The organism is Streptomyces sp. NPDC018045 (assembly GCF_044327445.1).
Classification (GTDB): Bacteria; Actinomycetota; Actinomycetes; order Streptomycetales; family Streptomycetaceae; genus Streptomyces.
Genome location: NZ_JBIRFL010000035.1, coordinates 34,160 through 59,190, shown reverse-complemented (window position 1 = coordinate 59,190; position 25,031 = coordinate 34,160). Strand labels below are relative to the sequence as shown.

At 72.1% G+C, this 25,031-nt stretch carries 22 protein-coding genes and 1 pseudogene; 17 read left to right on the top strand and 6 right to left on the bottom strand.

The genetic code is table 11. The features are described 5' to 3' along the window. From ACH4EB_RS35595 to ACH4EB_RS35580, 4 genes and pseudogenes are all read left to right on the top strand, one after another. Positions 1 to 143 (top strand): annotated as a pseudogene (locus tag ACH4EB_RS35595) (4-hydroxy-3-methylbut-2-en-1-yl diphosphate synthase); the annotation flags it as partial. A 211-nt stretch (positions 144 to 354) separates the two neighbouring features. Continuing rightward, a complete protein-coding gene (locus ACH4EB_RS35590) occupies positions 355 to 1,200 on the top strand; it encodes a GNAT family N-acetyltransferase (RefSeq protein WP_398352503.1) in 846 nt (281 codons plus the stop codon). A 76-nt stretch (positions 1,201 to 1,276) separates the two neighbouring features. Beyond that, entirely contained in the window at positions 1,277 to 1,810 is a 534-nt protein-coding gene (locus ACH4EB_RS35585; RefSeq protein WP_398352502.1) for a GNAT family N-acetyltransferase, read from the top strand. Positions 1,811 to 1,941: 131 nt separating this feature from the next. After that, the gene (locus tag ACH4EB_RS35580) at positions 1,942 to 3,642 is read left to right on the top strand and encodes a proline--tRNA ligase (RefSeq protein WP_398352501.1); all 1,701 of its coding nucleotides are present in this window, start codon (positions 1,942 to 1,944) and stop codon (positions 3,640 to 3,642) included. An 87-nt stretch (positions 3,643 to 3,729) separates the two neighbouring features. On the opposite strand, the gene ACH4EB_RS35575 is transcribed toward ACH4EB_RS35580, so the two are convergent. The 3 genes from ACH4EB_RS35575 to ACH4EB_RS35565 form a co-directional block, all read right to left on the bottom strand. Further along, positions 3,730 to 4,647 carry an aminoglycoside phosphotransferase family protein gene (locus ACH4EB_RS35575; RefSeq protein WP_398352500.1) on the bottom strand — a complete coding sequence of 306 codons (918 nt, stop codon included), beginning with the start codon at positions 4,645 to 4,647 and terminating at the stop codon, positions 3,730 to 3,732. 85 nt (positions 4,648 to 4,732) lie between these two features. Beyond that, the gene (locus ACH4EB_RS35570; RefSeq protein ID WP_398352498.1) at positions 4,733 to 5,251 is read right to left on the bottom strand and encodes a ferritin-like domain-containing protein; all 519 of its coding nucleotides are present in this window, start codon (positions 5,249 to 5,251) and stop codon (positions 4,733 to 4,735) included. 76 nt (positions 5,252 to 5,327) lie between these two features. Beyond that, a complete protein-coding gene (locus ACH4EB_RS35565) occupies positions 5,328 to 5,906 on the bottom strand; it encodes a hypothetical protein (protein WP_398352507.1) in 579 nt (192 codons plus the stop codon). 163 nt (positions 5,907 to 6,069) lie between these two features. Between ACH4EB_RS35565 and rimP the strand changes: the two genes are divergently transcribed. The 8 genes from rimP (at position 6,070) to ACH4EB_RS35525 (ending at position 14,593) form a co-directional block, all read left to right on the top strand. Beyond that, positions 6,070 to 6,603: a ribosome maturation factor RimP gene (gene rimP / locus ACH4EB_RS35560; RefSeq protein ID WP_398352497.1), complete on the top strand. Its 534-nt coding sequence runs from the start codon at positions 6,070 to 6,072 to the stop codon at positions 6,601 to 6,603. 2 nt (positions 6,604 to 6,605) lie between these two features. After that, entirely contained in the window at positions 6,606 to 7,598 is a 993-nt protein-coding gene (nusA, locus tag ACH4EB_RS35555) for a transcription termination factor NusA (RefSeq protein WP_398352496.1), read from the top strand. A gap of 166 nt (positions 7,599 to 7,764) precedes the next feature. Then, complete coding sequence (locus ACH4EB_RS35550) at positions 7,765 to 8,076, top strand: YlxR family protein (protein ID WP_398352495.1); 312 nt, start codon at positions 7,765 to 7,767, stop codon at positions 8,074 to 8,076. A gap of 148 nt (positions 8,077 to 8,224) precedes the next feature. Continuing rightward, entirely contained in the window at positions 8,225 to 11,341 is a 3,117-nt protein-coding gene (infB, locus tag ACH4EB_RS35545; RefSeq protein WP_398352494.1) for a translation initiation factor IF-2, read from the top strand. Positions 11,342 to 11,521: 180 nt separating this feature from the next. After that, positions 11,522 to 11,818 carry a DUF503 domain-containing protein gene (locus tag ACH4EB_RS35540; RefSeq protein WP_398352492.1) on the top strand — a complete coding sequence of 99 codons (297 nt, stop codon included), beginning with the start codon at positions 11,522 to 11,524 and terminating at the stop codon, positions 11,816 to 11,818. A gap of 55 nt (positions 11,819 to 11,873) precedes the next feature. Continuing rightward, positions 11,874 to 12,320, top strand: a complete 447-nt coding sequence (gene rbfA / locus ACH4EB_RS35535; protein ID WP_398352490.1) for a 30S ribosome-binding factor RbfA — start codon at positions 11,874 to 11,876, stop codon at positions 12,318 to 12,320. Beyond that, entirely contained in the window at positions 12,320 to 13,300 is a 981-nt protein-coding gene (gene truB / locus ACH4EB_RS35530; protein ID WP_398352489.1) for a tRNA pseudouridine(55) synthase TruB, read from the top strand. Before rbfA ends, truB begins: the two co-directional genes overlap by 1 nt. Before the next feature lie 342 nt (positions 13,301 to 13,642). After that, on the top strand, positions 13,643 to 14,593 hold the full coding sequence (locus tag ACH4EB_RS35525; protein WP_398352488.1) for a bifunctional riboflavin kinase/FAD synthetase: 951 nt from the start codon (positions 13,643 to 13,645) through the stop codon (positions 14,591 to 14,593). 159 nt (positions 14,594 to 14,752) lie between these two features. Here ACH4EB_RS35525 and ACH4EB_RS35520 read toward each other — a convergent pair whose 3' ends face one another. The 3 genes from ACH4EB_RS35520 to eccE all read right to left on the bottom strand — a co-directional run bounded on the left by ACH4EB_RS35520 (position 14,753) and on the right by eccE (position 20,210). Beyond that, positions 14,753 to 17,728: an SCO5717 family growth-regulating ATPase gene (locus tag ACH4EB_RS35520; protein ID WP_398352487.1), complete on the bottom strand. Its 2,976-nt coding sequence runs from the start codon at positions 17,726 to 17,728 to the stop codon at positions 14,753 to 14,755. 413 nt (positions 17,729 to 18,141) lie between these two features. Continuing rightward, entirely contained in the window at positions 18,142 to 18,990 is an 849-nt protein-coding gene (locus ACH4EB_RS35515; RefSeq protein ID WP_398352486.1) for a hypothetical protein, read from the bottom strand. Further along, positions 18,990 to 20,210 carry a type VII secretion protein EccE gene (gene eccE, locus ACH4EB_RS35510; RefSeq protein ID WP_398352485.1) on the bottom strand — a complete coding sequence of 407 codons (1,221 nt, stop codon included), beginning with the start codon at positions 20,208 to 20,210 and terminating at the stop codon, positions 18,990 to 18,992. The genes ACH4EB_RS35515 and eccE overlap by 1 nt, the downstream gene beginning before the upstream one ends. A 375-nt stretch (positions 20,211 to 20,585) precedes the next feature. On the opposite strand from eccE, the gene ACH4EB_RS35505 reads away from it, so the two are divergent. The 5 genes from ACH4EB_RS35505 (at position 20,586) to ACH4EB_RS35485 (ending at position 25,029) form a co-directional block, all read left to right on the top strand. Then, a complete protein-coding gene (locus ACH4EB_RS35505; RefSeq protein ID WP_398352484.1) occupies positions 20,586 to 22,214 on the top strand; it encodes a type VII secretion protein EccB in 1,629 nt (542 codons plus the stop codon). 274 nt (positions 22,215 to 22,488) lie between these two features. Next, positions 22,489 to 22,812 (top strand): WXG100 family type VII secretion target, encoded by a 324-nt coding sequence (locus tag ACH4EB_RS35500; protein ID WP_030024339.1) that lies wholly within the window; start codon positions 22,489 to 22,491, stop codon positions 22,810 to 22,812. 134 nt (positions 22,813 to 22,946) lie between these two features. Continuing rightward, complete coding sequence (locus ACH4EB_RS35495) at positions 22,947 to 23,240, top strand: WXG100 family type VII secretion target (protein ID WP_030024340.1); 294 nt, start codon at positions 22,947 to 22,949, stop codon at positions 23,238 to 23,240. Positions 23,241 to 23,560: 320 nt separating this feature from the next. Beyond that, positions 23,561 to 24,700 carry a type VII secretion-associated serine protease mycosin gene (mycP, locus tag ACH4EB_RS35490; protein WP_398352483.1) on the top strand — a complete coding sequence of 380 codons (1,140 nt, stop codon included), beginning with the start codon at positions 23,561 to 23,563 and terminating at the stop codon, positions 24,698 to 24,700. After that, complete coding sequence (locus tag ACH4EB_RS35485; RefSeq protein ID WP_398352482.1) at positions 24,700 to 25,029, top strand: hypothetical protein; 330 nt, start codon at positions 24,700 to 24,702, stop codon at positions 25,027 to 25,029. Before mycP ends, ACH4EB_RS35485 begins: the two co-directional genes overlap by 1 nt. Positions 25,030 to 25,031: the final 2 nt, after the last annotated feature.

Here is a 25,031-nt window from a genome sequence, read left to right as displayed (position 1 = left end):
TCTTCGTCAAGGGCGAGGTCATCAAGACGGTGCCCGAGTCGAAGATCGTCGAGACCCTCATCGAAGAGGCCATGAAGATCGCCGAGCAGATGGAGAAGGACGGCGTGGCCTCCGGCGAGCCCACCATCGCCGTCGCCGGCTGAGCGCCGCCACCGCCCCTGGCGCTCCCGTACAGCCCTTGGCGCCCAGCGCGCCCCCGAGCCCCGCCACCGCACCGGTGGCGGGGCTCGGTGCGTAGATCGCGCCAGGAGCGGTACCCGCAGCAGATCCGCTGCTCGGCCGCCGGGGAGGTAAAGTGCCAGGACCTGCAGTCGCCTGGCCTCCCAGGCCCGTAAAGGTGAGGCTTTGCGACACGTGCTGACGACCACGACCACCAAGGTTCTGGAGCCCGGGGAGCTCGACGACGCACTGAAGGTACTGGACCGCGACCCGGTCGCCAACGCCTTCGTCGCCGCCCGCGTCCAGGTCGCCGGACTGGACCCCTGGCGGCTCGGCGGCGAGATGTGGGGCTGGTACGCGGGCGGCCGCCTGGAGTCGCTGTGCTACGCGGGCGCCAACCTCGTCCCCGTCTGCGCCACCCCCGAAGCGGTACGCGGCTTCGCCGAGCGCGCCCGCCGCCAGGGACGGCGCTGCTCCTCCATCGTGGGCCCGGCCGGGCCCACCGCCGAGCTGTGGTCCCTCCTGGAGCCCGCCTGGGGCCCCGCCCGCGAGATCCGCGCGAACCAGCCGCTGATGGTCACGTCCTCCCTCGCCACCGAGGTCGAGCCCGACCCGTACGTCCGGCGCATCGGCAAGCACGAGATGGACCTGATCATGCCTGCGTGCGTGGCGATGTTCACCGAGGAGGTCGGCATCTCGCCGCTGGCCGGCGACGGCGGGCTGCTCTACCAGGCGCGCGTCGCCGAGCTGGTCGGCACCGGGCGGTCCTTCGCCCGCGTCGACGACGGCCAGGTGGTCTTCAAGGCCGAGATCGGCGCCGCCACGCAGCGGGCCTGCCAGATCCAGGGCGTCTGGGTCGCCCCCGAATACCGCGGCAAGGGCCTCTCGGAGACCGGCATGGCGGCCGTGCTGCGCTACGCGCTCACCGAGATCGCGCCCGTCGCCTCGCTGTACGTGAACGACTTCAACACGGCGGCCCGCGCCGCGTACCGGCGGGTGGGCTTCGAGGAGACCGGCGCCTTCATGAGCGTGCTGTTCTGAGCCCCCGGCGGTGCCCCGCCGCGGAAGGACCGTCGGCCGATCGTCTTACGGCCCGGTGCCTTGTACGCTCCCGACCATGGATGACGTCGCGGTCGGCCCCCTGGATCTCGCTGTCCGCGTGGACGACGCGCTCGCCGTGCAAGCACTGGCGTTCGGGCTGACCGACGACGAGATCGGGGTCCGCCGCCACATCGTGCTGCGGCACCTGGCCAGCCCCGGGGCCCGCGCCCTCGGCGCCACCACCCCCGCCGGGCGCCTGATCGGCTTCGTCTACGGGATGCCCAACGACCGGACGCACTGGTGGTCCACGGTCGTCGAGCCGTACCTGCGCTCCCAGGACCGGGACCACTGGCTCGACGACTCCTTCGTGATCACCGAGCTGCATGTGCTGCCCGCCTTCCAGAACCGCCGCATCGGCCGCGAACTGATCACCCGCATCACGGACGAAGCGGCCGAACCGCGCAGCATCCTGTCCGCCATCGACGCCGACAGCCCGGCCCGCGGCCTGTACCGCTCCCTGGGCTACCGGGACCTGGCCCGCCGCGTCCTGTTCCCGAGCGCCCCCCTGCCGTACGCCGTGATGGGCGCGCCCCTGCCGCTCAAGCGCTGACGGGGCGCGGCCGGGCGGGACCCGGACGGCCGCGCGGGATCCGGCCGGGCGGGGCACGGATCCCATTTCCGTGGGGCGCGTCCCTCCGGATAACCTCGCGGAAGTCACCTTTCTTACGCAGGAGAATCACCATGGCCCAGGTCCAGCGCATGTCCCGGTTGATGATCAAGACGCTGCGCGACGACCCGGCCGACGCCGAGACCGCCAGCCACAAGCTGCTCGTGCGCGCCGGCTACGTCCGCCGCACCTCCGCCGGCATCTGGACCTGGCTGCCGCTGGGCAAGAAGGTGCTGGAGAACGTGTCGCGCATCATCCGCGAGGAGATGGACGCGATCGGCGCGCAGGAGGTCCTGCTGCCGGCCCTGCTGCCCAAGGAGCCGTACGAGGCCACCGGCCGCTGGGAGGAGTACGGGGACCAGCTCTTCCGGCTCAAGGACAGGAAGGGCGCGGACTACCTCCTCGGGCCCACCCACGAAGAGATCTTCACGCTCATGGTCAAGGACCAGTGCACGTCCTACAAGGACCTGCCGGTGACCCTGTACCAGATCCAGACCAAGTACCGCGACGAGGCCCGGCCCCGCTCCGGCGTGCTGCGCGGCCGCGAGTTCCAGATGAAGGACTCGTACAGCTTCGACACCACCGACGAGGGCCTGGCCGAGTCGTACCGCCTGCACCGCGAGGCGTACCAGAAGATCTTCCAGCGGCTGGGCCTGGACTACCGCATCGTCTCCGCCGTCTCCGGCGCCATGGGCGGCTCGGCCTCCGAGGAGTTCCTGGCCCCCGCCGCGGCCGGCGAGGACACCTTCGTGGACTGCCCGGCCTGTGACTACGCGGCCAACACCGAGGCCGTCACGGTCAAGGTCGAGCCCTCGGACGCCGCCGGCGTCGGCGCGGTGGAGGAGCTGGACACCCCCGACACCCCGACCATCGAGACGCTGGCCGAGCACCTGGGCGTCCCGGCCTCCGCCACGCTGAAGAACCTGCTGGTCAAGGTCGACGGCGAGATCGTCGCCGTGGGCGTGCCCGGCGACCGCGAGGTGGACCTCGGCAAGCTGGGTGAGCACCTGGCCCCGGCCACGGTCGAGCTGGTCACCGCCGAGGACTTCGTCGGCCGCGACGACCTGGTGCGCGGCTACGTCGGCCCGCAGGGCCTGGCCGGGAAGTCGTTCACGTACTACGCCGACCCGCGGGTCGCCCCCGGGACCGCCTGGATCACCGGCGCCAACAAGGACGGCAAGCACGCGCGCAACGTCGTCGCGGGCCGGGACTTCGAGGTCGACGCGTACCTGGACGTCGTCGTGGTCGAGCCGGGCGACCCCTGCCCCCAGTGCGGCGCGGGCCTGCGCATCGACCGTGCGATCGAAATCGGCCATATCTTCCAGCTCGGCCGCAAGTACGCGGACGCCTTCGAGCTGGACGTGCTCGGCCAGAACGGCAAGCCCGTGCGCGTCACGATGGGCTCGTACGGCGTCGGTGTCTCGCGCGCCGTCGCGGCCCTCGCCGAGCAGACCCACGACGAGTCCGGCCTGTGCTGGCCGCGTGAGGTCGCCCCGGCCGACGTGCACGTGGTCGCCGCGGGCAAGGCCAAGCAGACCGAGCTGGCCCTGGAGGTCGGCGACAAGCTCGGCGCCGCGGGCCTGCGCGTCCTGGTGGACGACCGGGCGGGTGTCTCGCCGGGGGTGAAGTTCACCGACGCGGAGCTGCTGGGCGTCCCGAAGATCCTGGTCGCGGGCCGCCGCGCCGACGAGGGTGTCGTCGAGCTGAAGGACCGCCGTACGGGCGAGCGCGAGGAGCTGACGGTCGAGGAGGCCGTGGCCCGGCTGAGCGCCTGACCGACCGCGAGTGACCCGGTGGCCGGGCGGGACCGAGCAGACGGTTCCGCCCGGCCACCGGCCGTCAGCGCCCTCCCGGAGCCGCCCCTACAGCCACGTGGCGAACTCCAGCAGCAGCTCGCCGCGCTGCGCGTCGCCGCCCGGCGCCGTCATCTCGCGCACCCCCGACTCCACCGCCCGGTACAGCGTCCAACTGCGCAGCCGGTCGCGGTCCACGTCCAGGGAGTCCGCCAGCTTGGCCACCCGGCGCCGGGCCGCCGAGGCCGCACCCGAACCGGCCGCCAGGTCCTCGAAGCGGTCCAGCACCAGCCAGGCCAGGTCGTACGCCCGCTCGCCGACCACCGGCGACGGGCCGACCGCCAGCCACGGCGCCCGCTCACCGGCCAGCACCTTGCCCTGCCGGAACGCGCCGTGCAGCAGCACCTCCTCGGGGGCGTCGGCCGCCAGCGCCCGGCGCAGCTCCAGGCTCTCGTCCAGCAGCGGCCCCGCGGCCCGGATCGCCGACCCGAGGGCGCGCAGCTCCTCGACGGTCTGCTCCGTACGGCCCGCCAGGGACGCGAACGGGTGGCCGTCCGCCGGCGGCACCCACAGCCGCCGTACCGTGCCGGCCGCCTCCAGCAGTGCCTTGGCCTCCGGCAGCGAGCGCAGCGACACCGCGCCCCGCAGGCGCTCCAGAAGCAGCGCACCGCTGTCCGCGTCGGCGCGCAGCAGCCGTGCCGCGCCCCAGCCGTCCCACTGCGCCAGCGCCGCGCCCTGGTGCGCCGCCGCCCGGCCCGGGGCCGGGAACTTCAGCGCGGCCGGCGTGCCGTCGGCCTGCCGCACGTACACCAGCAGGCTGCTGCGCCCGCCCGGCTCGTGCACCCGCTCCGGCGTCAACTCCCAGGCTTCCAGGTGCTGTTGAACCAGCGCGGGCAGCGCTTCGAGCCAGGCACCGGCCGGGCCGTCCGGATCGCCGCCGAGCGCGCTCACCAGCCGTCGCGGCGGTTCGATGGGTGCCGTAGCCATGCCTGTGCTGTCCCTTTCGGTGGACGTTCGGTGGTCGTTCGGTGGTCGTTCGGTAGGCGTGGGGCGACCCTGGCGCGGGCGGTCGTCAGGGCCGGCCGGCGGCGCCGGGCGCCGCGCCGGACGGAGTGCCGGCGCCCCCGGCCCGTTCCGCGAGCCCAGGGAAGGCTACGCCGCTGCCGCGCCAGCGCACCGCGCGCACCGCGGCCTCCCGCAGCGCCCCGGCCGCGTCCCGGCGCCGCGCGCCGTCACCGTCCCGTACGAGATCGGCGTACACCGCCGCCACCCGGTCCTCCAGCTCCGCGGCCAGCCGGGCCGCGGCGGCCGCGTCCGGCACCGGGAACGGCAGCTCGTACGCGGCCGCGGCGGCCTGCGGGGTGCCGCCCAGATCCCGTACGCCGCGCCGCAGCGCGTCCCGGCGCGCGCGGTGCGCGTCGTAGCCCTCCCGCGCCTCCTTGCGCCGGTCGTCGCCGATCCGGCCGCCGACCACGCCGTAGCCGTAGACGGCCGCGTGCTCGGCCGCCAGCGCGGCCTGGAGCGCCCGCAGCCCGGCGCCCCGCGCGTCGCCCTCCGCCGCGCCGGTGCGCGCCGCCCTGGATGTCAGCATCGCCGTGCCCCTTCCGTGGCCGGGCCCTGCCCCGGCCGCTGTCCCGTCGTGCGTACGGCCGTCGTCCCGGCGTGCCTCACGCGCCGTCCTCCGTGAGCAGGTACGCGTGCGCCGCGCCCGCCGCCGCGACCGACGCCAGCAGCCTGGCCAGCTCCGGTGCCGCCCCCACCAGCGCCGCGGCGCGGGCGTCCGCGGTGCGGCGCTCCGCCGCCGCGAGGTCCGTACGCGCCTGCTTCTCGTCGGGCGGGACGGCGGAGGCGGAGGGCGCGGACCCGGAGGGCATGGGGGAGGCGGGTGCGGAGGACGACGCGCCCGCACGGGGCCCGGCGGACGGCCCGGTGGACGGCCCGGTGGACGGTGACGGCGCGGGGGAGGCCCCGAACGCCGCCGCGTGCCGGGCCACTTCGGCGCGCAGCGGCCGCAGCCGCTCACCGAGCCCGGGGTGCGCGGCGAGCGTCGCGTCGTACCGGGCGAGCAGGGCCGCGGTGTCCCGCGCGGCCTGCCCGCGCAGCCGGGCGTCCGCCGCGGCGTCCACGCCCGCCCGGCCGCCGCCGGGCCCGGAATCCTCCGAGCAGCCGGTGAGCAGCAGCGCCGTCCCGCCGAGCACGGAGCCGGCCAGCAAGGTCCTCCTGCGCGTGAGCGCGACGTTGTGCACGTGTGACTTCCCGGGGTCTTCGGTGGGGGCGTCCGTAGTGATCACCGCAGGCGAGCGTATCCGTGCCCGGCCACCGAATCGTCAGTACCCCGCCGGAACAGCTAGGCTTTGACCCGACACGCGACCTTCCCACAACAGCACACGCGGCCGAGGAGTCACCCGGATGAGCACCACCCAGAGCGAGAGGCTGCGCGGACTGCTTGAACCGCTCGTCGCCGCGCGAGACCTGGATCTGGAAGAGATCGAGGTGACACCGGCCGGAAAGCGGCGTGTGCTGAGGATCGTGGTCGACTCCGACGACGGCGTGCAGCTCGACGAGTGTGCCGAGCTGAGCCGCGAGGCGTCGCAGGCGCTCGACGACTCCAACGTGATGGGCGGCGCCCCGTACACGCTGGAGGTCACCTCGCCCGGAGCCGACCGCCCGCTGACCGAGCCGCGGCACTACCGCCGCGCCGTCGGCCGTCTCGTCAGGTTCCAACTCCACGAGGGCGGCGAGCTGGTGGCGCGGATCACCGCCATGGACGACGAGGGCCTGGATCTTGAAGTGCCGGGCGTCAAGGGCCGCAAGCCCACCGCCCGCCGGGTCGCCTTCGCCGAGATCGCCAAGGCACGCGTGGAGATCGAGTTCAACCGTAAGCAGGACCAGGGGCGCGACGACCGCGCCCAGCAGGACGACGAGAGCCAGGAGGAGGCGTAGCCGTGGACATCGACATGAGTGCCCTGCGGGGTTTGGTGCGGGAGAAGGAGATCTCGTTCGACCTGCTGGTCGCGGCCATCGAGTCGGCCCTCCTCATCGCGTACCACCGCACCGAGGGAAGCCGCCGCCACGCCAGGGTGGAGCTGGACCGCAACACCGGCCATGTGACGGTGTGGGCCAAGGAGGACCCGGCCGACCTCGAAGAGGGCGCCGAGCCCCGTGAGTTCGACGACACCCCGTCGGGCTTCGGCCGGATCGCGGCGACCACCGCCAAGCAGGTCATCCTGCAGCGGCTGCGGGACGCCGAGGAGGAGATCACCTTCGGCGAGTACGCCGGACGGGAGGGCGACGTCGTCATGGGCGTCGTCCAGCAGGGCCGGGACCCGAAGAACGTGCTGGTCGACATCGGCAAGCTGGAGGCCATCCTGCCGGCGCAGGAGCAGGTCCCCGGTGAGGAGTACGCGCACGGCACCCGGCTGCGTTCGTACGTGGTCCGGGTGGTCAAGGGCGTGCGCGGCCCGTCCGTCACCCTCTCGCGCACCCACCCCAATCTGGTGAAGAAGCTCTTCGCCATGGAGGTGCCGGAGATCGCCGACGGCTCGGTGGAGATCTCCGCCATCGCCCGTGAGGCGGGTCACCGCACCAAGATCGCCGTACGTTCCACCCGCTCCGGGCTGAACGCCAAGGGTGCCTGCATCGGCCCGATGGGCGGCCGGGTGCGCGCGGTCATGGCCGAGCTGCACGGCGAGAAGATCGACATCGTCGACTGGTCGGACGACCCGGCCGAGCTGGTGGCGCACGCCCTGTCGCCCGCGCGGGTCAGCAAGGTCGAGATCGTCGACCTCGCGGCGCGCTCCGCCCGGGTGACGGTGCCCGACTACCAGCTCTCGCTGGCCATCGGCAAGGAAGGCCAGAACGCCCGGCTCGCCGCCCGGCTCACCGGCTGGCGGATCGACATCCGCCCCGACACCGAGCAGGGCGCGGACCAGGACTGAGGTCGAGCCGCCGCCGGGCGCGGGGACAGTCCGTGCCCGGCGGCGGTCCGGGACGAGCAGGGTGTGGCCGCAGCCGAAAATCAGTGGCGGCCCACCGGAATTTTGAGCGACCGTTCGGGCATTACCCCGTAGGGGTGAGGTCGGCGCGGGGAGGTAGACTTAAGCAGTGTCTGGCCGGACGCATACCCGCGTATGCCCTGAACGTACCTGTGTGGGGTGCCGGGAGCGAGCGGCCAAGGGCGATCTGTTGCGGATCGTGATGATCGAGGGTGAGTGTGTCCCCGATCCTCGCGGTACGCTGCCCGGCCGGGGTGCTTATGTGCACCCGACACGGGTCTGTCTCGACCTGGCGGTCCGCCGCCGGTCGTTCCCCCGGGCCTTCCGGGGCCGGGGACCGTTCGATGTGGCGGCCTTGCGCCGGTTCGTCGAACGGGCGCATGTTGATCAAGCTACACCGGTTGATCAGGCAACACCGTAAGAAAGCACAGCGCACGGAAAACCGTGCGGTCAGGTACCTCGCGAGTCGGAAGTAGGTCGAGATTGCGATGAGCACTCGATGAGTACGCGATGAGTACGCCCATGAAGTAGCGACGGTCCGGTCGACACCCGGACCTAGAAGGAGCGAAGTGGCTAAGGTCCGGGTATACGAACTCGCCAAGGAGTTCGGCGTGGAGAGCAAGGCCGTCATGGCCAAGCTCCAAGAACTTGGTGAATTCGTCCGTTCGGCGTCCTCGACGATCGAGGCGCCGGTTGTTCGAAAGCTGACCGACGCTTTCCAGGCGGGCAACGGCAACGGCCGTTCCGCCGGCAAGCCCGCGGCGCCGCGCAAGAGCGCGCCTGCAAAGCCGTCCGCGCCGTCCCCGGCGCAGGCGGGCCGTCCTGCCGCCCCGAAGCCGGGCGCCCCCAAGCCGGGCCCCGCGGCTCCGGCGCCGGCCGCCCCCGAGGCGCCGGCTGCCCCCGAGGCACCCCAGTCCCAGGCCCCGGCGGCTCCCGCCGAGGCCCCGAAGTCGGCCCCGGCCGCCCCGGGCCCGCGTCCCACGCCGGGCCCCAAGGCCCCGGCGCCCAAGCCCGCTCCGGCCGCGCCCGCGCAGCCCGAGTTCCAGGCCCCGCCGTCGGCTCCGGCCCCGAAGCCCGGCGGCGCCACCCCCGGCCCGCGTCCGGCCCGCCCGCAGGGCGGCCAGGGTGGCCGTGACGGTGGTCAGGGCCGCGGCAACGCGCCCCGTCCCGGCGGCGACCGCCAGGGCGGCGCCCCGCGTCCCGGCGGCAACCGTCCGTCCGGCCCGCGTCCGGGCAACAACCCCTTCACCTCCGGTGGCTCCACCGGCATGGCCCGCCCGCAGGCCCCCCGTCCCGGTGGCGCGCCGCGTCCCGGCGGTCAGGGTGCCCCCGGCGGCCCGCGTCCGCAGGGCGGCGCCCAGGGTGGCCAGGGCGGTCCCCGTCCGCAGGCTCCCGGCGGCAACCGTCCGACCCCGGGCGGCATGCCCCGCCCGCAGGGCGCCGGCCAGGGCGGCCCGCGTCCCGGCGGCGGTAACCGCCCCAACCCGGGCATGATGCCCAAGAGCCCGGCTGCCGGCCCGCGTCCGGGTCCCGGCGGCGGTGGCGGTCGTGGCCCCGGTGGCGCCGGTCGTCCCGGTGGCGGCGGCGGTCGTCCGGGTGGCGGCGGCTTCGCCGGTCGTCCCGGTGGCGGCGGCGGTCGTCCGGGTGGCGGCGGCGGTTTCGCCGGTCGTCCCGGTGGCGGCGGTCCCGGTGGTGGCGGTGGCTTCGGCGGCCGTCCCGGTTTCGCCGGCCGTCCGGGTGGTCCCGGTGGCCGTGGCGGCACGCAGGGTGCCTTCGGCCGTCCCGGTGGTCCGGCGCGTCGTGGCCGCAAGTCGAAGCGGCAGCGTCGCCAGGAGTACGAGGCGATGCAGGCCCCGTCGGTGGGCGGCGTCATGCTGCCGCGTGGCAACGGTGCGACGGTTCGCCTGTCGCGCGGTGCCTCGCTGACCGACTTCGCCGAGAAGATCAACGCCAACCCGGCATCGCTCGTCCAGGTCATGCTGAACCTGGGCGAGATGGTCACCGCGACGCAGTCCGTCTCCGACGAGACGCTCACGCTCCTCGGCGAGGAGATGAACTACGTCGTCGAGATCGTCTCCCCGGAGGAGGAGGACCGCGAGCTCCTGGAGTCGTTCGACATCGACTTCGGCGAGAACGAGGGCGGCGAGGAGATGCTCGTCGCGCGTCCGCCGGTGGTGACCGTCATGGGTCACGTCGACCACGGCAAGACGCGACTGCTCGACGCGATCCGCAAGACGAACGTCATCGCGGGCGAGGCCGGCGGCATCACCCAGCACATCGGTGCCTACCAGGTCGCGACCGAGGTCAACGACGAAGAGCGGCGCATCACCTTCATCGACACCCCGGGTCACGAGGCGTTCACCGCCATGCGTGCCCGTGGTGCCAAGTCGACCGACATCGCGATCCTCGTGGTGGCGGCCAACGACGGTGTGATGCCGCAGACGATCGAGGCCCTGAACCACGCCAAGGCGGCCGACGTGCCGATCGTGGTCGCGGTCAACAAGATCGACGTCGAGGGCGCGGACCCGACCAAGGTGCGCGGCCAGCTCACCGAGTACGGCCTGGTGGCAGAGGAGTACGGCGGCGACACGATGTTCGTCGACATCTCCGCCCGCCAGGGTCTGAACATCGAGGAGCTGCTGGAGGCCGTGGTCCTGACCGCGGACGCCTCGCTCGACCTGCGGGCCAACGCCGAGCAGGACGCGCAGGGCATCGCGATCGAGGCCCACCTCGACCGTGGCCGCGGCGCCGTGGCGACCGTCCTGGTCCAGCGCGGCACGCTGCGCGTCGGCGACACGATGGTGGCCGGCGACGCGTACGGCCGAGTCCGGGCGATGCTCGACGACAAGGGCCAGAACGTGCAGGAAGCGGGTCCCTCGACCCCCGTCCTGGTGCTGGGTCTGACCAACGTCCCGGGCGCCGGCGACAACTTCCTGGTCGTCGACGAGGACCGCACGGCCCGCCAGATCGCCGAGAAGCGCGCCGCCCGTGAGCGCAACGCCGCGTTCGCCAAGCGCACCCGCCGGGTGTCGCTGGAGGACCTGGACAAGGTGCTCAAGGCCGGCGAGGTGCAGCAGCTCAACCTCATCATCAAGGGCGACGCGTCCGGTTCGGTCGAGGCCCTGGAGTCCTCGCTGCTCCAGCTCGACGTCGGCGAAGAGGTCGACATCCGGGTCCTGCACCGCGGCGTCGGTGCGGTCACGGAGTCCGACATCAACCTGGCGTCCGGCTCCGACGCGATCGTGATCGGCTTCAACGTCCGCGCCGAAGGCCGCGCGACGCAGATGGCCGAGCGCGAGGGCGTGGACGTGCGCTACTACTCGGTCATCTACCAGGCGATCGAGGAGATCGAGGCGGCCCTCAAGGGCATGCTCAAGCCGGAGTACGAAGAGGTCGAGCTCGGCACGGCGGAGATCCGCGAGGTCTTCAAGTCGTCCAAGCTGGGCAACATCGCGGGTGTTCTCATCCGTTCCGGCGAGGTCAAGCGGAACACCAAGGCCCGCCTGGTCCGCGACGGCAAGGTCATCGCGGAGAACCTCAACATCGAGGGTCTGCGCCGCTTCAAGGACGACGTCACCGAGATCCGCGAAGGCTTCGAGGGCGGTATCAACCTCGGCAACTTCAACGACATCAAGGTCGACGACGTCATCGCGACGTACGAGATGCGGGAGAAGCCGCGCGGCTGATCACGCAGACAGCAAGCCCGCGCGTAGCCCGGTCCACCAGGGATGGTGGCCGGGCGACGGGTGGGAGGGGCCGGTCGGCGGAAGATATTTCCGTCGATCGGCCCCGGCCTTTGCGTGTACGGTTCGAACGAGTCGTACATCCGGCATCTAGTGCCCCACGGGTGGCCTTACCCGCATCGCATGTACGTAGGGACACTGTCCTTCGACCTCCTCCTCGGCGACGTACGGTCGCTGAAGGAGAAGCGCTCCGTGGTCCGCCCGATCGTCGCCGAACTGCACCGCAAGTACGCGGTCAGCGTGGCGGAGGTCGGCGAGCAGGACCTCCACCGCAGGGCCGAGATCGGTCTCGCGGTGGTGTCCGGGGACACGGAGCACCTCACGGACGTACTGGACCGCTGCGAGCGCCTGGTCGCCGCACGGCCCGAAGTGGAGCTGCTGTCGGTACGGCGGCGCATCCACGGCGACCATGACGACTGAGCGGGTCGTCGGCGCCACATGCACCATGGTGAAAGACACAGAAGGAGACGGACCAGTGGCCGACAATGCGCGGGCGAAGAAGCTGGCGGACCTCATCCGGGAGGTGGTCGCCCAGAAGCTGCAGCGCGGCATCAAGGACCCGCGGCTCGGCAGTCACGTGACCATCACGGACACCCGGGTCACCGGCGACCTGCGGGAGGCGACGGTCTTCTACACGGTCTACGGCGACGACGAGGACCGGGCCGGTGCGGCGGCCGGGCTGGAGAGCGCCAAGGGCGTGCTGCGTTCCGAGGTCGGCCGGGCGGCGGGCGTGAAGTTCACGCCGACCCTGACCTTCGTCGCGGACGCGCTGCCGGAGAACGCCAAGACGATCGAGGACCTGCTCGACAAGGCGCGGGCCTCGGACGCCAAGGTGCGCGAGGCGTCCTCGGGCGCGGCGTACGCGGGCGACGCCGACCCGTACCGCAAGCCGGACGACGAGGACGAGGACACCACGGCGTAATGAAGCGCGAGAACACCGGCGCGAAGCGCGTGGAGCGCACCCGCGCCAAGCAGGGGGCGCCGGACGGCCTGGTCATCGTCGACAAGCCGGCCGGCTTCACCTCGCACGACGTGGTGGCCAAGATGCGGGGCATGGCCCGCACCCGCCGCGTCGGGCACGCCGGCACGCTGGACCCGATGGCGACGGGCGTGCTCGTCCTGGGCATCGAGCGCGCCACGAAGCTGCTCGGGCACCTCGCGCTGACCGAGAAGGAGTACGTCGGCACGATCCGGCTGGGCCAGACGACGGTCACCGACGACGCCGAGGGCGAGATCACCGCGTCCAAGGCCGCGCACGGCCTGGACCGGGCGGCCGTCGACGCGGGCGTGGCGGCGCTGACCGGCGCCATCATGCAGGTGCCGTCCAAGGTCAGCGCCATCAAGATCGACGGCAAGCGGTCCTACGCGCGGGTGCGCAAGGGCGAGGACGTCGAGATACCGGCCCGCCCGGTGACGGTCTCCTCCTTCGTCGTCTACTCGGCCGAGGAGGCCGAGGCGGAGGACGGCACGCCCGTCACGGACCTGCTGGTCTCGGTGGAGTGCTCCTCCGGTACGTACATCCGGGCGCTCGCCCGCGACCTGGGGGAGACCCTCGGCGTCGGCGGCCACCTGACCGCGCTGCGGCGTACCCGGGTGGGCCCGTACAAGCTCGACCGGGCCCGCACCCTGGAGCAGCTCCAGACGGCCGTGGACGACGAGGCGGACGGCGGGCTGCCGGTCATGCCGATCGGCGAGGCGGCGGCCGCGGCGTTCCCACGCTGGGACGTCACGCTCGACCAGGCGCGTCTGCTCACCAACGGTGTGCGCATCCCGATGCCGCGGTTCGACGAGGGCGACGGTCCGGCGCGGCCCGCGGCGGCGTTCGCGCCGGACGGGACGTTCCTGGCGCTGCTGGAGAACCAGGGCGGCCGGGCGAAGAGCCTGGCGGTTTTCGCGGGATAGCCGCGCCGACGGAGCGGTACGGAGCAGAGCAGTACAACGGGCGGTGCCGTGCCCATGGCGCCGCCCGTCGCCGTGTCCGCACCACGCACGGAGACCTCCTCGGCGGGCGGCGGGGCGCGGGCGGCGGCGGTGTGCTCCGGCGCGCGGGTGACATGCGCGGGCCGGGACGGCGGAACGCGCACCGGAGGGTGCCGCACTCCACAGAAGCGAGGCGACCCTTCCCGCGAAGCGATGCGCGAGGCATGGCAGTCTTAGACCTGCGTAAGGCCGAGGGTGCCCGGATCCGACCGGGTTCTTCCCCGGCGCAGTGACGGACGAGAGTTCTGGCGAGGAGCGGGCACAGTGCAGCGCTGGCGTGGCTTGGAGGACATCCCCGAGGGCTGGGGACGCAGCGTCGTCACCATCGGCTCCTACGACGGCGTGCACCGCGGGCACCAGTTGATCATCGGGAAGACGGTGGCGCGCGCCCGGGAGCTGGGCGTACCGGCCGTGGTGGTCACCTTCGACCCGCACCCCAGCGAGGTCGTACGGCCCGGCACCCACCCGCCGCTGCTGGCGCCGCACGAGCGGCGCGCGGAGCTGATGGCGGGCCTCGGCGTGGACGCCGTGCTGATCCTGCCGTTCACCACGGAGTTCTCGAAGCTGGCCCCGGCCGACTTCGTGGTCAAGGTCCTGGTCGACAAGCTGCACGCGAAGCTGGTCGTCGAGGGGCCGAACTTCCGCTTCGGGCACCGGGCGGCGGGCACCGTCGAGACCCTCGCCGAGCTGGGCGGCACGTACGACTACGCGGTCGAGGTGGTCGACCTGTTCGAGCGTGGCACGGCGGGCGGCGGCGAGCCGTTCTCCTCGACCCTGACCCGGCGGCTGGTCGCCGAGGGCGACGTCGCAGGCGCGCGGGAGGTCCTGGGGCGGCCGCACCGCGTCGAGGGCGTCGTGGTGCGCGGTGCGCAGCGGGGCCGGGAGCTGGGCTTCCCGACGGCGAACGTGGAGACGCTGCCGCACACCGCGATCCCGGCGGACGGGGTGTACGCGGGCTGGCTGCACGCGGACGGCGAGAAGATGCCCGCGGCGATCTCGGTCGGCACCAATCCGCAGTTCGACGGCACGGCGCGGACCGTCGAGGCGCACGCCATCGACCGCGTCGGCCTGGAGCTGTACGGCCTGCACGTCGCCGTGGACTTCTACGTCTACCTCCGCGGCATGGAGAAGTTCGAGACGCTCGACGGGCTGCTGGAGCGGATGGCGGTCGACGTGAAGGAGACGCGCGAACTGATCGGGTCGGCCGAGGGCTGACGACGGCGCAACGGCGGCTGACGCGGCGCCTCCCGCGCGAGCGGAGCCGCCGGACGACGGGGCGAGGCCCGGCACTGGGGACAGTGCCGGGCCTCGTTGCGTGCCGTGCGCCGTACGCCGCCCGCATCCCGTCGCAGGAGGTGCGGGCGGCGGCTGCCGCTACTGCGGCGGGGGCTGTTGCGTCCACCCCGGCTGGAGGCCGGGCTGACCGGGCGCCTGGGGCGCGTCCGGGGGCGGCTGCTGCCAGCCGGCCGGCGGCTGCTGTCCCGGCGGCTGCTGGGTCCAGCCGCCCTGCTGCGGCGGGTAGCCGGCGGGCTGCTGACCCGGCGCCTCCTGGCCCGGCTGCTGCGGGTACGCCTGCTGGGCGTACTGCTGTTGGGCGTTCGGGTCGCCCGGCTGCATCGGCTGCTGGGCGGCCGGGTCGTGCCACGCGCCCTGTGCCTGCTGGGTCCGGGAGAAGTCCTCCGCCACCAGCGCGGACAGGTTGAAGTACGCCTCGCGGGTCTTGGGACGCATCATGTCCAGGTCGACCTCGGCACCGGCGGCCAGGTGCTCGTCGAACGGCACCACGACCACACCGCGGCAGCGCGTCTCGAAGTGCGACACGATGTCGTCGATCTTGATCATCTTGCCGGTCTCGCGGACCCCGGAGATCACCGTGATACCGCGCTGCACCAGGTCGGCGTAGCCGTGCGCGGACAGCCAGTCCAGCGTGGTGCTGGCGCTGGAGGCACCGTCCACCGACGGCGTGGAGATGATGATGAGCTGGTCGGCGAGGTCCAGCACACCGCGCATCGCGCTGTAGAGCAGGCCGGTGCCCGAGTCGGTGAGGATGATCGGGTACTGCTTGCCGAGGACGTCGATCGCCCGCCGGTAGTCGTCGTCGTTGAACGTCGTCGAGACGGCCGGGTCCACGTCGTTGGCGAGGATCTCCAGACCGGACGGCGCCTGCGAGGTGAACCGGCGGATGTCCATGTAGCTGTGCAACTGCGGGATCGCCTGCACCAGGTCACGGATGGTCGCGCCGGTCTCGCGGCGGACCCGGCGGCCGAGCGTGCCGGCGTCCGGGTTCGCGTCGATCGCCAGAATCTTGTCCTGCCGCTCGGAGGCGAGCGTGGCGCCCAGCGAGGTCGTCGTCGTGGTCTTGCCGACGCCGCCCTTGAGGCTGATGACCGCGATCCGGTAGCAGGACATCACCGGCGTACGGATCAGCTCCAGCTTGCGCTGGCGCTCCTGCTCCTCCTTCTTCGCACCCAGCTTGAAGCGCGAGGGCTGCGCGTTGGCGCCCGGCTTCTTCTTCTTGGGCTGATTGCGGAGCAGCCGGTCGGAGGTCAGCTCGACGGCGGCGCTGTAGCCCAGGGGCGCGCCGGGAGCGGCCCGCTGTTGTTGCTGCTGCTGGCCCGGCTGCGAGTACTGCGCGTAGTTGGCAGCGGCGTTCGGGTCGGCGCCCTGGACAGGGGTGGGAGCCTGCGGCTGCTGCGGGGCCTGCGGCGGTGTCTGCTGGGGCTGTTGAGCCTGCGGCTGCTGCGCCTGGGGCTGCGCCTGTGGGTGGGCTTGCTGCTGGCCGTATCCGGGGTACTGCTGTTGCTGCGCGGGTGCGGCCTGCTGCGGGTAGCCCTGGGCGGCGTACGGGTAGCCGTAGGCGCCCTGCTGCTGCGGATAGCCGTAACCGGCCTGCTGCTGTGCCGGCTGCTGGGCCTGCTGGGGCACCTGCTGCTGCGGCTGGGCCTGCTGCGGGTAGCCGTAACCGTCTTGCGCGGCAGCGGTGTTGGGGTCGGCCGGTGCCTGCTGCGGCATCGGGGCGCCCTGCTGGGGGTGCTGCTGCGGGTACCCGTACGCAGGCTGCGGGTAGCCGTAAGCGGCTTGCGGCTGGGGCTGTTGGGGCTGGTGCTGGGCCTGCTGCTGCGGGTAGCCGGCCTGCTGCTGATACGGCTGCGGCTGCGGCTGCTGGGTGTACGCCTGGGGCTGAGGCTGGTGCTGGGCCTGCTGCTGATACGGCTGTTGCGGTGCCTGAGCCGTCCGCGGGTCCGCAGGCTGGTACTCCGGAGGCAGCGGCGGCAGGTTCGCAGGAGCACCTGCCTGCTGCCCGGCGGCGGCGCCCCAAGGCGCGCCCTGCGGGGGAGTGCCCTGCTGCTGCGGCACCTGCTGCTGTGGCACCTGCTGCTGTGGCACCTGCTGGGGCTCCGCCTGCTGCTGTGGCACCTGCTCCGGCGGAAGCTGCTGCTGGGGCACGCCCTGCTGCGGGGCTTCCTGCGGTACGTCCTGCTGCGCGGCTTCCGGCTGCTGCGGCGCTTGCGGAGCGGGCTGCTGCTCCACGGGCGATTGCGGCGCGGCGGCGGACGCTTCGGTCTCCGGCGCGGGCTGCGCCAGGGGAGCGGGGGCAGGGGCCGGTGCGTCGGCCTCGGCAGCACCGCCGGACCCGTCCGCCTCGTCGGCCCGCTGCCCGTCGGCGGCCGGCGCGGCCTCCACCGGGGCGGGCGCGGGGGCCGGTTCGGGCTCCGGCTCGTCGGCCCAGAGGGACGCCGACGGGTCGAGACCGCGGCCGGCGCGTACGTTCCCCGGCGCGGACGTCTCGGCTGCCGCGTCGGACTCCGCAGGTTCCGTGGGTTCCGCGGGTGTCTCCGGCGCGGGTTCGGAGGGCGTCTCCGGCGCGGCCTCCGCGACAGGCGCGGGAGGCGTCACGGGAGCCGTCGGTGCGGGCGCGGGCGGTGCGGGCGCGGCGGGGGCGGGCGCGACCGGCGGCGCGGTGGGCGCGGGTGCCGGAGCGGCGTCGGCGGCACCGTCGTGCGGTCGCAGCGTCGGGAACCCAGGAGGCGCGGTAGGCGCGGCAGGCGGCGGCGCGGCACCCTGGGGCGGGCCCTGCGGCGCGCCTTGGGCCGGGCCTGCCTGCGGGACGGTCTGTCCGGGGCCCGTCTGCGCGGGCCCGTTCAGCGGCGCGCCGGTGGGCGGCGTGGAGGGCGTGGCGGCGGAAGGTGTGGCCGGTGCGGCCGCGGCCGTGCCGCCGCCGCAGGTGTCGTTGCTGGCGTACCAGGCCGGAGCCGCAAAATCGATCTTGAATTCACCCGTCAGATCGAACTCGGACTGGTCGTCGTCAGGATCGTTCCCGTCCGGACGGAAAGCCTCCTGCTCCCTCACTGTGCCTCCTGGTGTACTGAAACGCACCTGAACGGCAGGACCGGATACAGGCGGATCAATCGGATGTAGCGGACGTCGGACCACACCACCCCGGGTAGCGCCAACACTAACTGTCTCCATCCCCGTATCGGCAGCCGTCGGTGTGCCCCTGCGGCTCTCCGATACAGCCTAATCAACAGTCGGCCTCGAACGGCAGTCGATGGCATCTCGTCTTGGCAACCCGGCGGCACCGGTGGCGCACCGGCGGCACACCGGTGGACGGGGCCGCCGCCGCGCCCGCACGGGGCCGGCCTGCCGGGGGCCACGGCGCGCGGCCCGGCGTACGACGCACGCGCGCGGGCCCGCCGACACCCCGAAGAGGTACCCGCGAAGCCCGCGCCGCACGTTCATCACTCTGTATGGGTATCGCTCCGTCAGTCCATGCGCCGCGGACCGCCGAGGAGGTTCGTCTCCGCGTCGGTGGGCTGCGTCATCACGAACTGGTGGCTGTCGCGCGTGCACCAGAGCATCGCGTTGTCGCTGAGCGTCGGCAGCACCCCGCCGATCTGCGCCGGGAGCCGCATGATGCGCGTCACGACCTCGGCCTCCTCCGGCGACAGCCGCTGCAGGCAGACCAGATCGGCGCGGGCCAGCATCTGCGGTGACCGCGGGCCCAGGAAGGGCAGCACGGTCAGTACGGACTGCCAGGGGCCGGGCGCGAGCTGGTTGCGCGGCGGCCGCGCGCCCATGTCCCGTACCACCAGCACCGGGCTGGAGACCGACGCGCCCTGCGGGGCGATCTGCCGTACGTCGTGGACCGAGACGCACTGCTGCCCGCCGCCCGCGGCCTGCGCCATCTGCGCCCAGGCCGGCGGCCGGGCGGTCTCGACCGCGACCCGCGCGCCGGTGGCGACGGTGCGCAGCGACAGCACCTGCGCCAGCCACATGCTGCCGACCAGCACCACCTCAAGAGGGCTGGGCCGCAGCAGGCTCAGCACCGCGGGCTGGTTCTGCGGATCGATGCCGATGACGACGCCGTCCTCGGCGACCGGCAGGGTCAGCGAGCCGAGCGACTCCGGCGTCAGGACGTGCGGACTGCGCCGTGGACCGCGCAGGCCGAAACCCGGCTGCGGGCGCGGTCCGTCGGACGCCGCCTGCCGCTCGTCGGGACGGGGCTCGTGCGAGAGCCGCCGTCCGCCGCCCGCGGGCGTGCCGCCGATCGGGGGGTTGCGCCAGCCGTCGCTGCTGGGGGTGGCGCGGGGCTGGTAGGTGGGCGTCGCCATCAGCGGGTACCTCCGAGGGGAAGCGTGGCCAGCAGGCCGGGGAGCTGCTCACGGTCCAGCCGTACGAGCCCGACCTTCGTGGAGCCCGAGCGGCGCTCCAACTCGCTCTGTGCCGCGGTCAGTTCGTTCTCGCTGCGGGTCGAGAGGCGGACATAGCCCGAGATGGCGGGCGCCCGGCCGCTGCCGTGCGCGGCGGTGAGCGAGAAGGTGCTGGCCATGGCCGGGGTGCTGGTCAGCAACTGGACGACGTCCGCGAGCGGCGTACCGCCCCGGCCGAGCTGGGGCCAGCGACCGATCCAGTACGTGGTGTGCCAGCGGTCGTCGCAGCGCATCGCGCGGACCGACTCCTGGATGCGGCGCGCGGCGCGGCCATCGCGGCCCATCGCGCCGTTCGCGGCCCGCGGGCTGACGCACACCGCGGTGCCCACCGCGGCCACCACCTCGCGCTCGGCGAGCACCTTGGCCCGTACGCCGTGCGCGGACAGCCGGCTGACGAGCTGGTCGGCGGCGCGCAGCAGCGACCGCTTGGCGCCGTCGAGGCCGCCGCCGCGCGCCTCGATGGCCTCCGCGCACAGCTCCGGGTCCAGCTTCAGCGCGATCCAGGTGAGTTGCAGGGCGGGCGTCTTCGTCTGCGCCTGGAGCGGCGCGTAGGAGCGGGCGGCGACGGCCTGCTCGGGAAGGTGCGGGGCCGGGGCGGGCTGGGTGTACTGCACGAACTGCACCGATTCGAGGTGGATGTCCTCCACGTCCAGCGCGGTATGCAGTACGTCCAGCGGCAGTGGGCGGCCGCCGCTGGCCGGGCGCAGCGGCTCGTCGCGGCCCTCCATCTGGACGATGGCGGTCAGGAACGTGCCGTCCCCGACGAAGCCGATCGCGCGCTGCTCGGCGTCGGTGTACTCGTACGTCCGCAGCGCCGGGTCACACTCCACCAGCGGCGCGAAGGCCGGGTCGACACCGCCGGCCCCCGCGGCCGAACCGCTCCGCTTGGCCCGGCGCTTCATCGCGCGTACGGTCGTGATCCACTCCGGCAGCGGGATGCGCCGGCGCCGGCCGACGGCGAAGACGACGAGTACGGCCGCCAGCACCGCCGCGACGGACAGGGCCACGGGGTGGATCGCCCATCCCACCAGCACCAGCGCCGCGGCGATTTCGATGATCGCGAGCTGCTGGACGCGGACGCCGCCGATGCTTCCGGCCTGTGCGCGCAGCCGGGGCGCCACCGGACCGGCCGGCCGATCCGCGGCTTCCCGGCCCTGATTTCCTCCATTGCCCGGAGCTATACCGTTTTCGCCCGCATTTCCCGCGTAATGCGGCGCAACGGAAGGCTGTTGCTGTTGCTGCCGCCCATTGCGGCGTCGAGCCCTGGTGGCGCTGGACATCCCCCGGCCTGCTCCTCTACTGGTGGTGTGGCTCCGAGCATTGTGCCTCCGAGCGGTATGTCTTCCCGGCCTCGGTACCGTCGTCGAGACTGGTGCACCGGAAGGTGGCACCCGTACCGTACGGGTCGATCGACACACGGCATAGTAGAGGGCGCTGCGGCCCGAGTGCCGGGGGCGGTCCACGGTGGATCCGACAGGCGGGGAGAGAAAGCAACAATGGCATCACGTCGGGACGAGCTGAATGCGTATTCGTTCGCTCGAAAGCGGACGACTGCGGCATTTCTGAAGCCGCTGCCGAACGGCTCGATCGAGAGCGCGCCGCGGCCGCTCAAGGCGGTGCTCCCGAGCATCCTGCTCGGCCTGGTGGTCACCGTGGGCTTCGGTGCCTGCGGCATCCTCAAGCCGGTCGCCCCGAAGGGTTGGGACACGCCGGCGCAAAACGTCATCGTCGGCGACAAGTCCACCACCCGGTATGTCGTCCTGAACAGCAAGGGCGAAAACGGAAGCAATCAGAAACTCCTCCACCCGATCCTCAACCTGGCTTCCGCCAAACTCCTTCTCGACCCGAAGAAGTTTCAGGTCGTAAAGGTGAAGGAAGAGGAACTCGACGGAAAGATCCCGCACGGCCCGGCCATCGGAATCCCGTACGCCCCCGACCGGCTGCCCACCGCCAAGGAGGCCGGCGCCCCCAAGATCTGGGCGGTGTGCGACCGTCCGGGCAGCGGTGAGAACAGCAAGTCCCAGCAGGCCGTCTTCGTCCTCGGCGGCAAGGACAAGGCCAAGGTGCTCGACCACGGCAAGCTGGACCTGCACCAGGCGCTGTACGTCCAGGACCCGGAGGGTGTGAAGTACCTGGTCGACGAGAACGGCGTGGCCTTCACGTTCGACGCCCTCGGGGGCAAGGCCCCCTCGCCGGCGGTCAAGGAGCAGCAGGACGACAAGCTGCGCCAGGTCATCTTCGGCGACGCGCAGCCGCAGCAGGTGACCACCGAGTGGATGAACACGCTCATCAAGAGCCGGATGCCGCTCATCATGCCGCGGGTGGACAAGGCCGGCACCCGGGCGGCCGTCGAGGGAGTGCCGAGCAAGTTCAGCGTCATCGGCAACGTCCTGAAGGCCGGCGACAACCAGAAGTACGTGGTGACCGCCGACGGCCTGAAGAAGGTGACGAACTTCCAGGCCAAGCTCCTGCTGGAGGGGCCGAACGCGACCGCCGTCAACAAGGGCGGCGAGAAGATGGACGCGATCGCGGTCTCCACCGACAGCATCACCCCCAAGCGTGACGACAAGGACCAGGTCGTCCAGTTCATGTCGGAGCTCCCGGGCACGGCCCTGTGGCCCTCCGAGGCCGTCACCATGGCCAACGCCGCCGCGACGCAGCGCAGCTCCGGCATCGGTGACACGGGCAAGGGCGCCGGTGTGGCCTGTAGCGTCTACCACGGCACCAGCACGGACTACGCGAACGGCGCGGGCAAGGCGCTCGGCTTCGACGGTGCCGTACCGAAGATGACCACCTGGGTCGGCAAGGACTACCCGGCCACCATCGCCGCCGGCTCCGCCTCGTACGTGACGCCCGGCAGCGGCCTGCTGTACCAGCAGGTGACGGGCCATGCCAAGGAGGGCACGCTGTTCCTGGTGACCGACACCGGGCTGCGCTATTCGGTGCCGCGCAGCAACGACAGCGCCACCAAGGCGGGCAATGCGGAGAAGGCGCGCGACCAGGCGCAGATCCACCTCGGATACGAGAGCGTGCACCCGCCGACGGTCGACAAGGCGTGGTCGCAGTTGCTGTCGGAAGGGCCGCAGCTCGATGTCGACAGCGCCAAGAAGCCGCAGAGCTCCTGATCCGCGGACCCTCACCACTCCTTCACATCCGAGGGCGCGGCTTCACCTTCACGCTTGACCGAAACAAAGGCATCTGTCCGTTTCCATCGAATTGGCATTCACGGTCGGCCAGTTGCCTTTGTTGTGATCCCGTCACAACCGCCCACCCGCTGTTGGGAGCAGGCGTATGGAGTGGTTAAAGTGACGGAAGGCGTCAACAGAAGATGCCAACCGGGGGCTCGCTTCACGCCAGTCCCCCGGCACGACGTACGAGTCTCATGGGGGACGTTGACTTATGGCTGGTCAGCAGTTCACAACCACTGAGGAGGAGATGGTCGCATTCAGCGGCCGTATCTCCTCCGTCAACCAGTCGATCCAGGGTGAGATCACTCGCCTGAACGGGGTCGTCGAGGGCATCACGTCCGGGTGGAAGGGCGCTGCCGCCACCTCGTACCACCAGCTTCAGACCCAGGTGAATGACGACGCCAAGCGCCTGAACCAGCTGCTGAACGAGATCAAGGAAGCGATCGACTCGACCACGAAGAACTACGTGGCCTCGGAAGAGGAGCAGGCTCAGTCGATGTCCCACGTCTCCGCGCAGGCTTCGCCCTTCGGATGACGGGACCGCGCCGCACCCCGCGGCGCGCCCACTTCGTCGCAGCACGCACCGGCCCACCGCCCCGGCGGACCGTGGGCCGGCCGGCCTGTTGCGGCATGTGAATCGATCTCAGCTCAACTCCCCGAGGAGACTTCATGTCCGGCCAGATCCTCGTCAATTTCGCGACGATCTCCCAGGCCGCCTCCGACGTGCGCGGAACGGCCAACAACATCCGTACCCAGCTCGATGACCTCGAGTCGGGTGTCAAGAAGATCGCCGCTAGCTGGGAAGGTGCCGCGCAGGAGGGCTACCAGGCCCGCCAGCGCGAGTGGGACCAGCGCGCCGCTTCCCTGCACTCGACCCTGGAAGCCATCGCCAAGGCCCTGGACCAGGCCGCTCAGAACTACCAGAGCACCGAGTCCAAGAACGCCAGCATCTGGGGCGGCTGATCCGTCACCGTCCACCGACGGAACGGACACGGCACAACGGCTGAGCAGCCACCAAGGCTCGCACAGTGGCGAATGAGGGCGGGCGCGCTGCACCAGTGCGCTCGCCCTCACGCAGTCCCCCCACTTCCTCCACCGCCTCCCCGGTTCCTCCCCTCACCTTCCCGAATCCGCCACACACGGAGAGCAGACACCTCGTGGGATCTCGCGCCAATGGTCACCGAGCCGGCCGTCGCCGACGCGCGGCGGTAGCACTGGCCGGTGCGGCCTCGGCCGTCGCACTGTCCTGCGCGACGGCCGCACCGGCGATCGCGGACCCGAACGTGCCCCTGAACAGTGGCCAGTGCACGTTCGGCACCGACGACATCAAAGAGACCCCGTGGTCGCTGCAGCGTCTGCTCACCCGGCAGATGTGGGCCTACGGCGAGGGCGCGGGCGTCAAGGTCGCCGTCATCGACACCGGCGTCGACTCCGGCAACGAACAACTGCGCGGCGCGATCAGCGGCGGCAAGAGCTATGTCGACAAGGGCAAGCCCACCGAGGACCAGGTCGGCCACGGCACCAAGGTCGCCGGCATCATCGCCGCCCGCGCCAAGCCCGGCTCCGGGTTCTACGGCCTCGCCCCCAAGGCGCAGATCATCCCGTTCCAGCAGACGGACAAGGAAAAGGGCGGCACCGCCGCCAGCCTGGCCAAGGCGATCGACGACGCGGTCGCCGCGGGCGCCGACATCATCAACATCTCCCAGGGCACCAACGCCAACCCCGCGCTCCTGAGCGGCCTGCGCGCCGCGGTCACCAGGGCCGAGGCCAAGGACATCCTGATCGTCGCCTCGGCCGGCAACGGCGGCGCGAGCGGCGCCGAGCAGAGCATGTACCCGGCCGCCTTCGAGAACTCCAACGTCCTGGCCGTCGGCGCCTCCGACCGCAACAACGAGCGCGCCCCCTTCTCCCAGGCTGGCGCCTTCGTCGACATCGCCGCCCCCGGCGTGGACATGGTCTCCACCGTCCCCAACGGCGGCAACTGCGTCGACCAGGGCACCAGCTTCGCCGCCCCGTACGCCGCCGGCGCCGCGGCCCTCCTGATCGGCCGCAACAACGCCGAGCACCAGAAGTGGAAGCCGCGCGAGATCATCTGGCACCTGGAGAAGACCGCCGAACGCGTCCGCAAGGACCGCGACCACAACATCGGCTGGGGCGTCGTCGACCCCGTAGCGGCCCTCAACGACAAGACCAGGCCGACCGGCGAGCCCACCCCGGACACCGACTCCGACCAGGCCGACGCCGGCGCCAACATCCAGCCGGCCGTCCTGACCATCGGCGAATCCACCGAGGAACGCCAGGCCCGCATCGCCATCTACATCATCGGCGGCGGCGCCCTAGCCGTCGCCACGGTCGTCGGCACCTCCATCGCGTTGCGCGATTGGCGCCGCAAGAACACATTGAACACACGGGGAGGACAGTAATGGGCAGCAGCGACGAGTATTACGTCGATCTCGAAGCGCTGGACACCGTAGGGCGCAAGCTCAACGGTGTGCTCAGGGCCATGACGGAGGCCAAGAGCAAGGCAGGACACAGCACTTATCTTCCGGCCGGAACGCTGGGTACGGGCTTCCAGGAGGAAGAGGAACTGCGGCGTTCGCACGACGCGATGAAGACGTTCATGGACGACGAGATCTTGAAGAAGCTCGCCGATCTCGTCGACGATCTGAGCCAGAAGACGGCCAAGACGAAGGACGCGTATCACGACCGTGAGTACGACGTTCACAACGCGCTGAACCCCGGGGGTAAGTGACC

Bases quoted from the DNA above. Each gene is read 5' to 3' on its own strand.
- ACH4EB_RS35585 (WP_398352502.1), top strand. From the start codon at position 1,277: ATGGATGACGTCGCGGTCGGCCCCCTGGATCTCGCTGTCCGCGTGGAC.
- ACH4EB_RS35580 (WP_398352501.1), top strand. From the start codon at position 1,942: ATGGCCCAGGTCCAGCGCATGTCCCGGTTGATGATCAAGACGCTGCGC.
- ACH4EB_RS35575 (WP_398352500.1), bottom strand. From the start codon at position 4,647: ATGGCTACGGCACCCATCGAACCGCCGCGACGGCTGGTGAGCGCGCTC.
- ACH4EB_RS35570 (WP_398352498.1), bottom strand. From the start codon at position 5,251: ATGCTGACATCCAGGGCGGCGCGCACCGGCGCGGCGGAGGGCGACGCG.
- rimP (WP_398352497.1), top strand. From the start codon at position 6,070: ATGAGCACCACCCAGAGCGAGAGGCTGCGCGGACTGCTTGAACCGCTC.
- ACH4EB_RS35540 (WP_398352492.1), top strand. From the start codon at position 11,522: ATGTACGTAGGGACACTGTCCTTCGACCTCCTCCTCGGCGACGTACGG.
- truB (WP_398352489.1), top strand. From the start codon at position 12,320: ATGAAGCGCGAGAACACCGGCGCGAAGCGCGTGGAGCGCACCCGCGCC.
- ACH4EB_RS35515 (WP_398352486.1), bottom strand. From the start codon at position 18,990: ATGGCGACGCCCACCTACCAGCCCCGCGCCACCCCCAGCAGCGACGGC.
- ACH4EB_RS35505 (WP_398352484.1), top strand. From the start codon at position 20,586: ATGGCATCACGTCGGGACGAGCTGAATGCGTATTCGTTCGCTCGAAAG.
- ACH4EB_RS35500 (WP_030024339.1), top strand. From the start codon at position 22,489: ATGGCTGGTCAGCAGTTCACAACCACTGAGGAGGAGATGGTCGCATTC.
- ACH4EB_RS35495 (WP_030024340.1), top strand. From the start codon at position 22,947: ATGTCCGGCCAGATCCTCGTCAATTTCGCGACGATCTCCCAGGCCGCC.
- ACH4EB_RS35485 (WP_398352482.1), top strand. From the start codon at position 24,700: ATGGGCAGCAGCGACGAGTATTACGTCGATCTCGAAGCGCTGGACACC.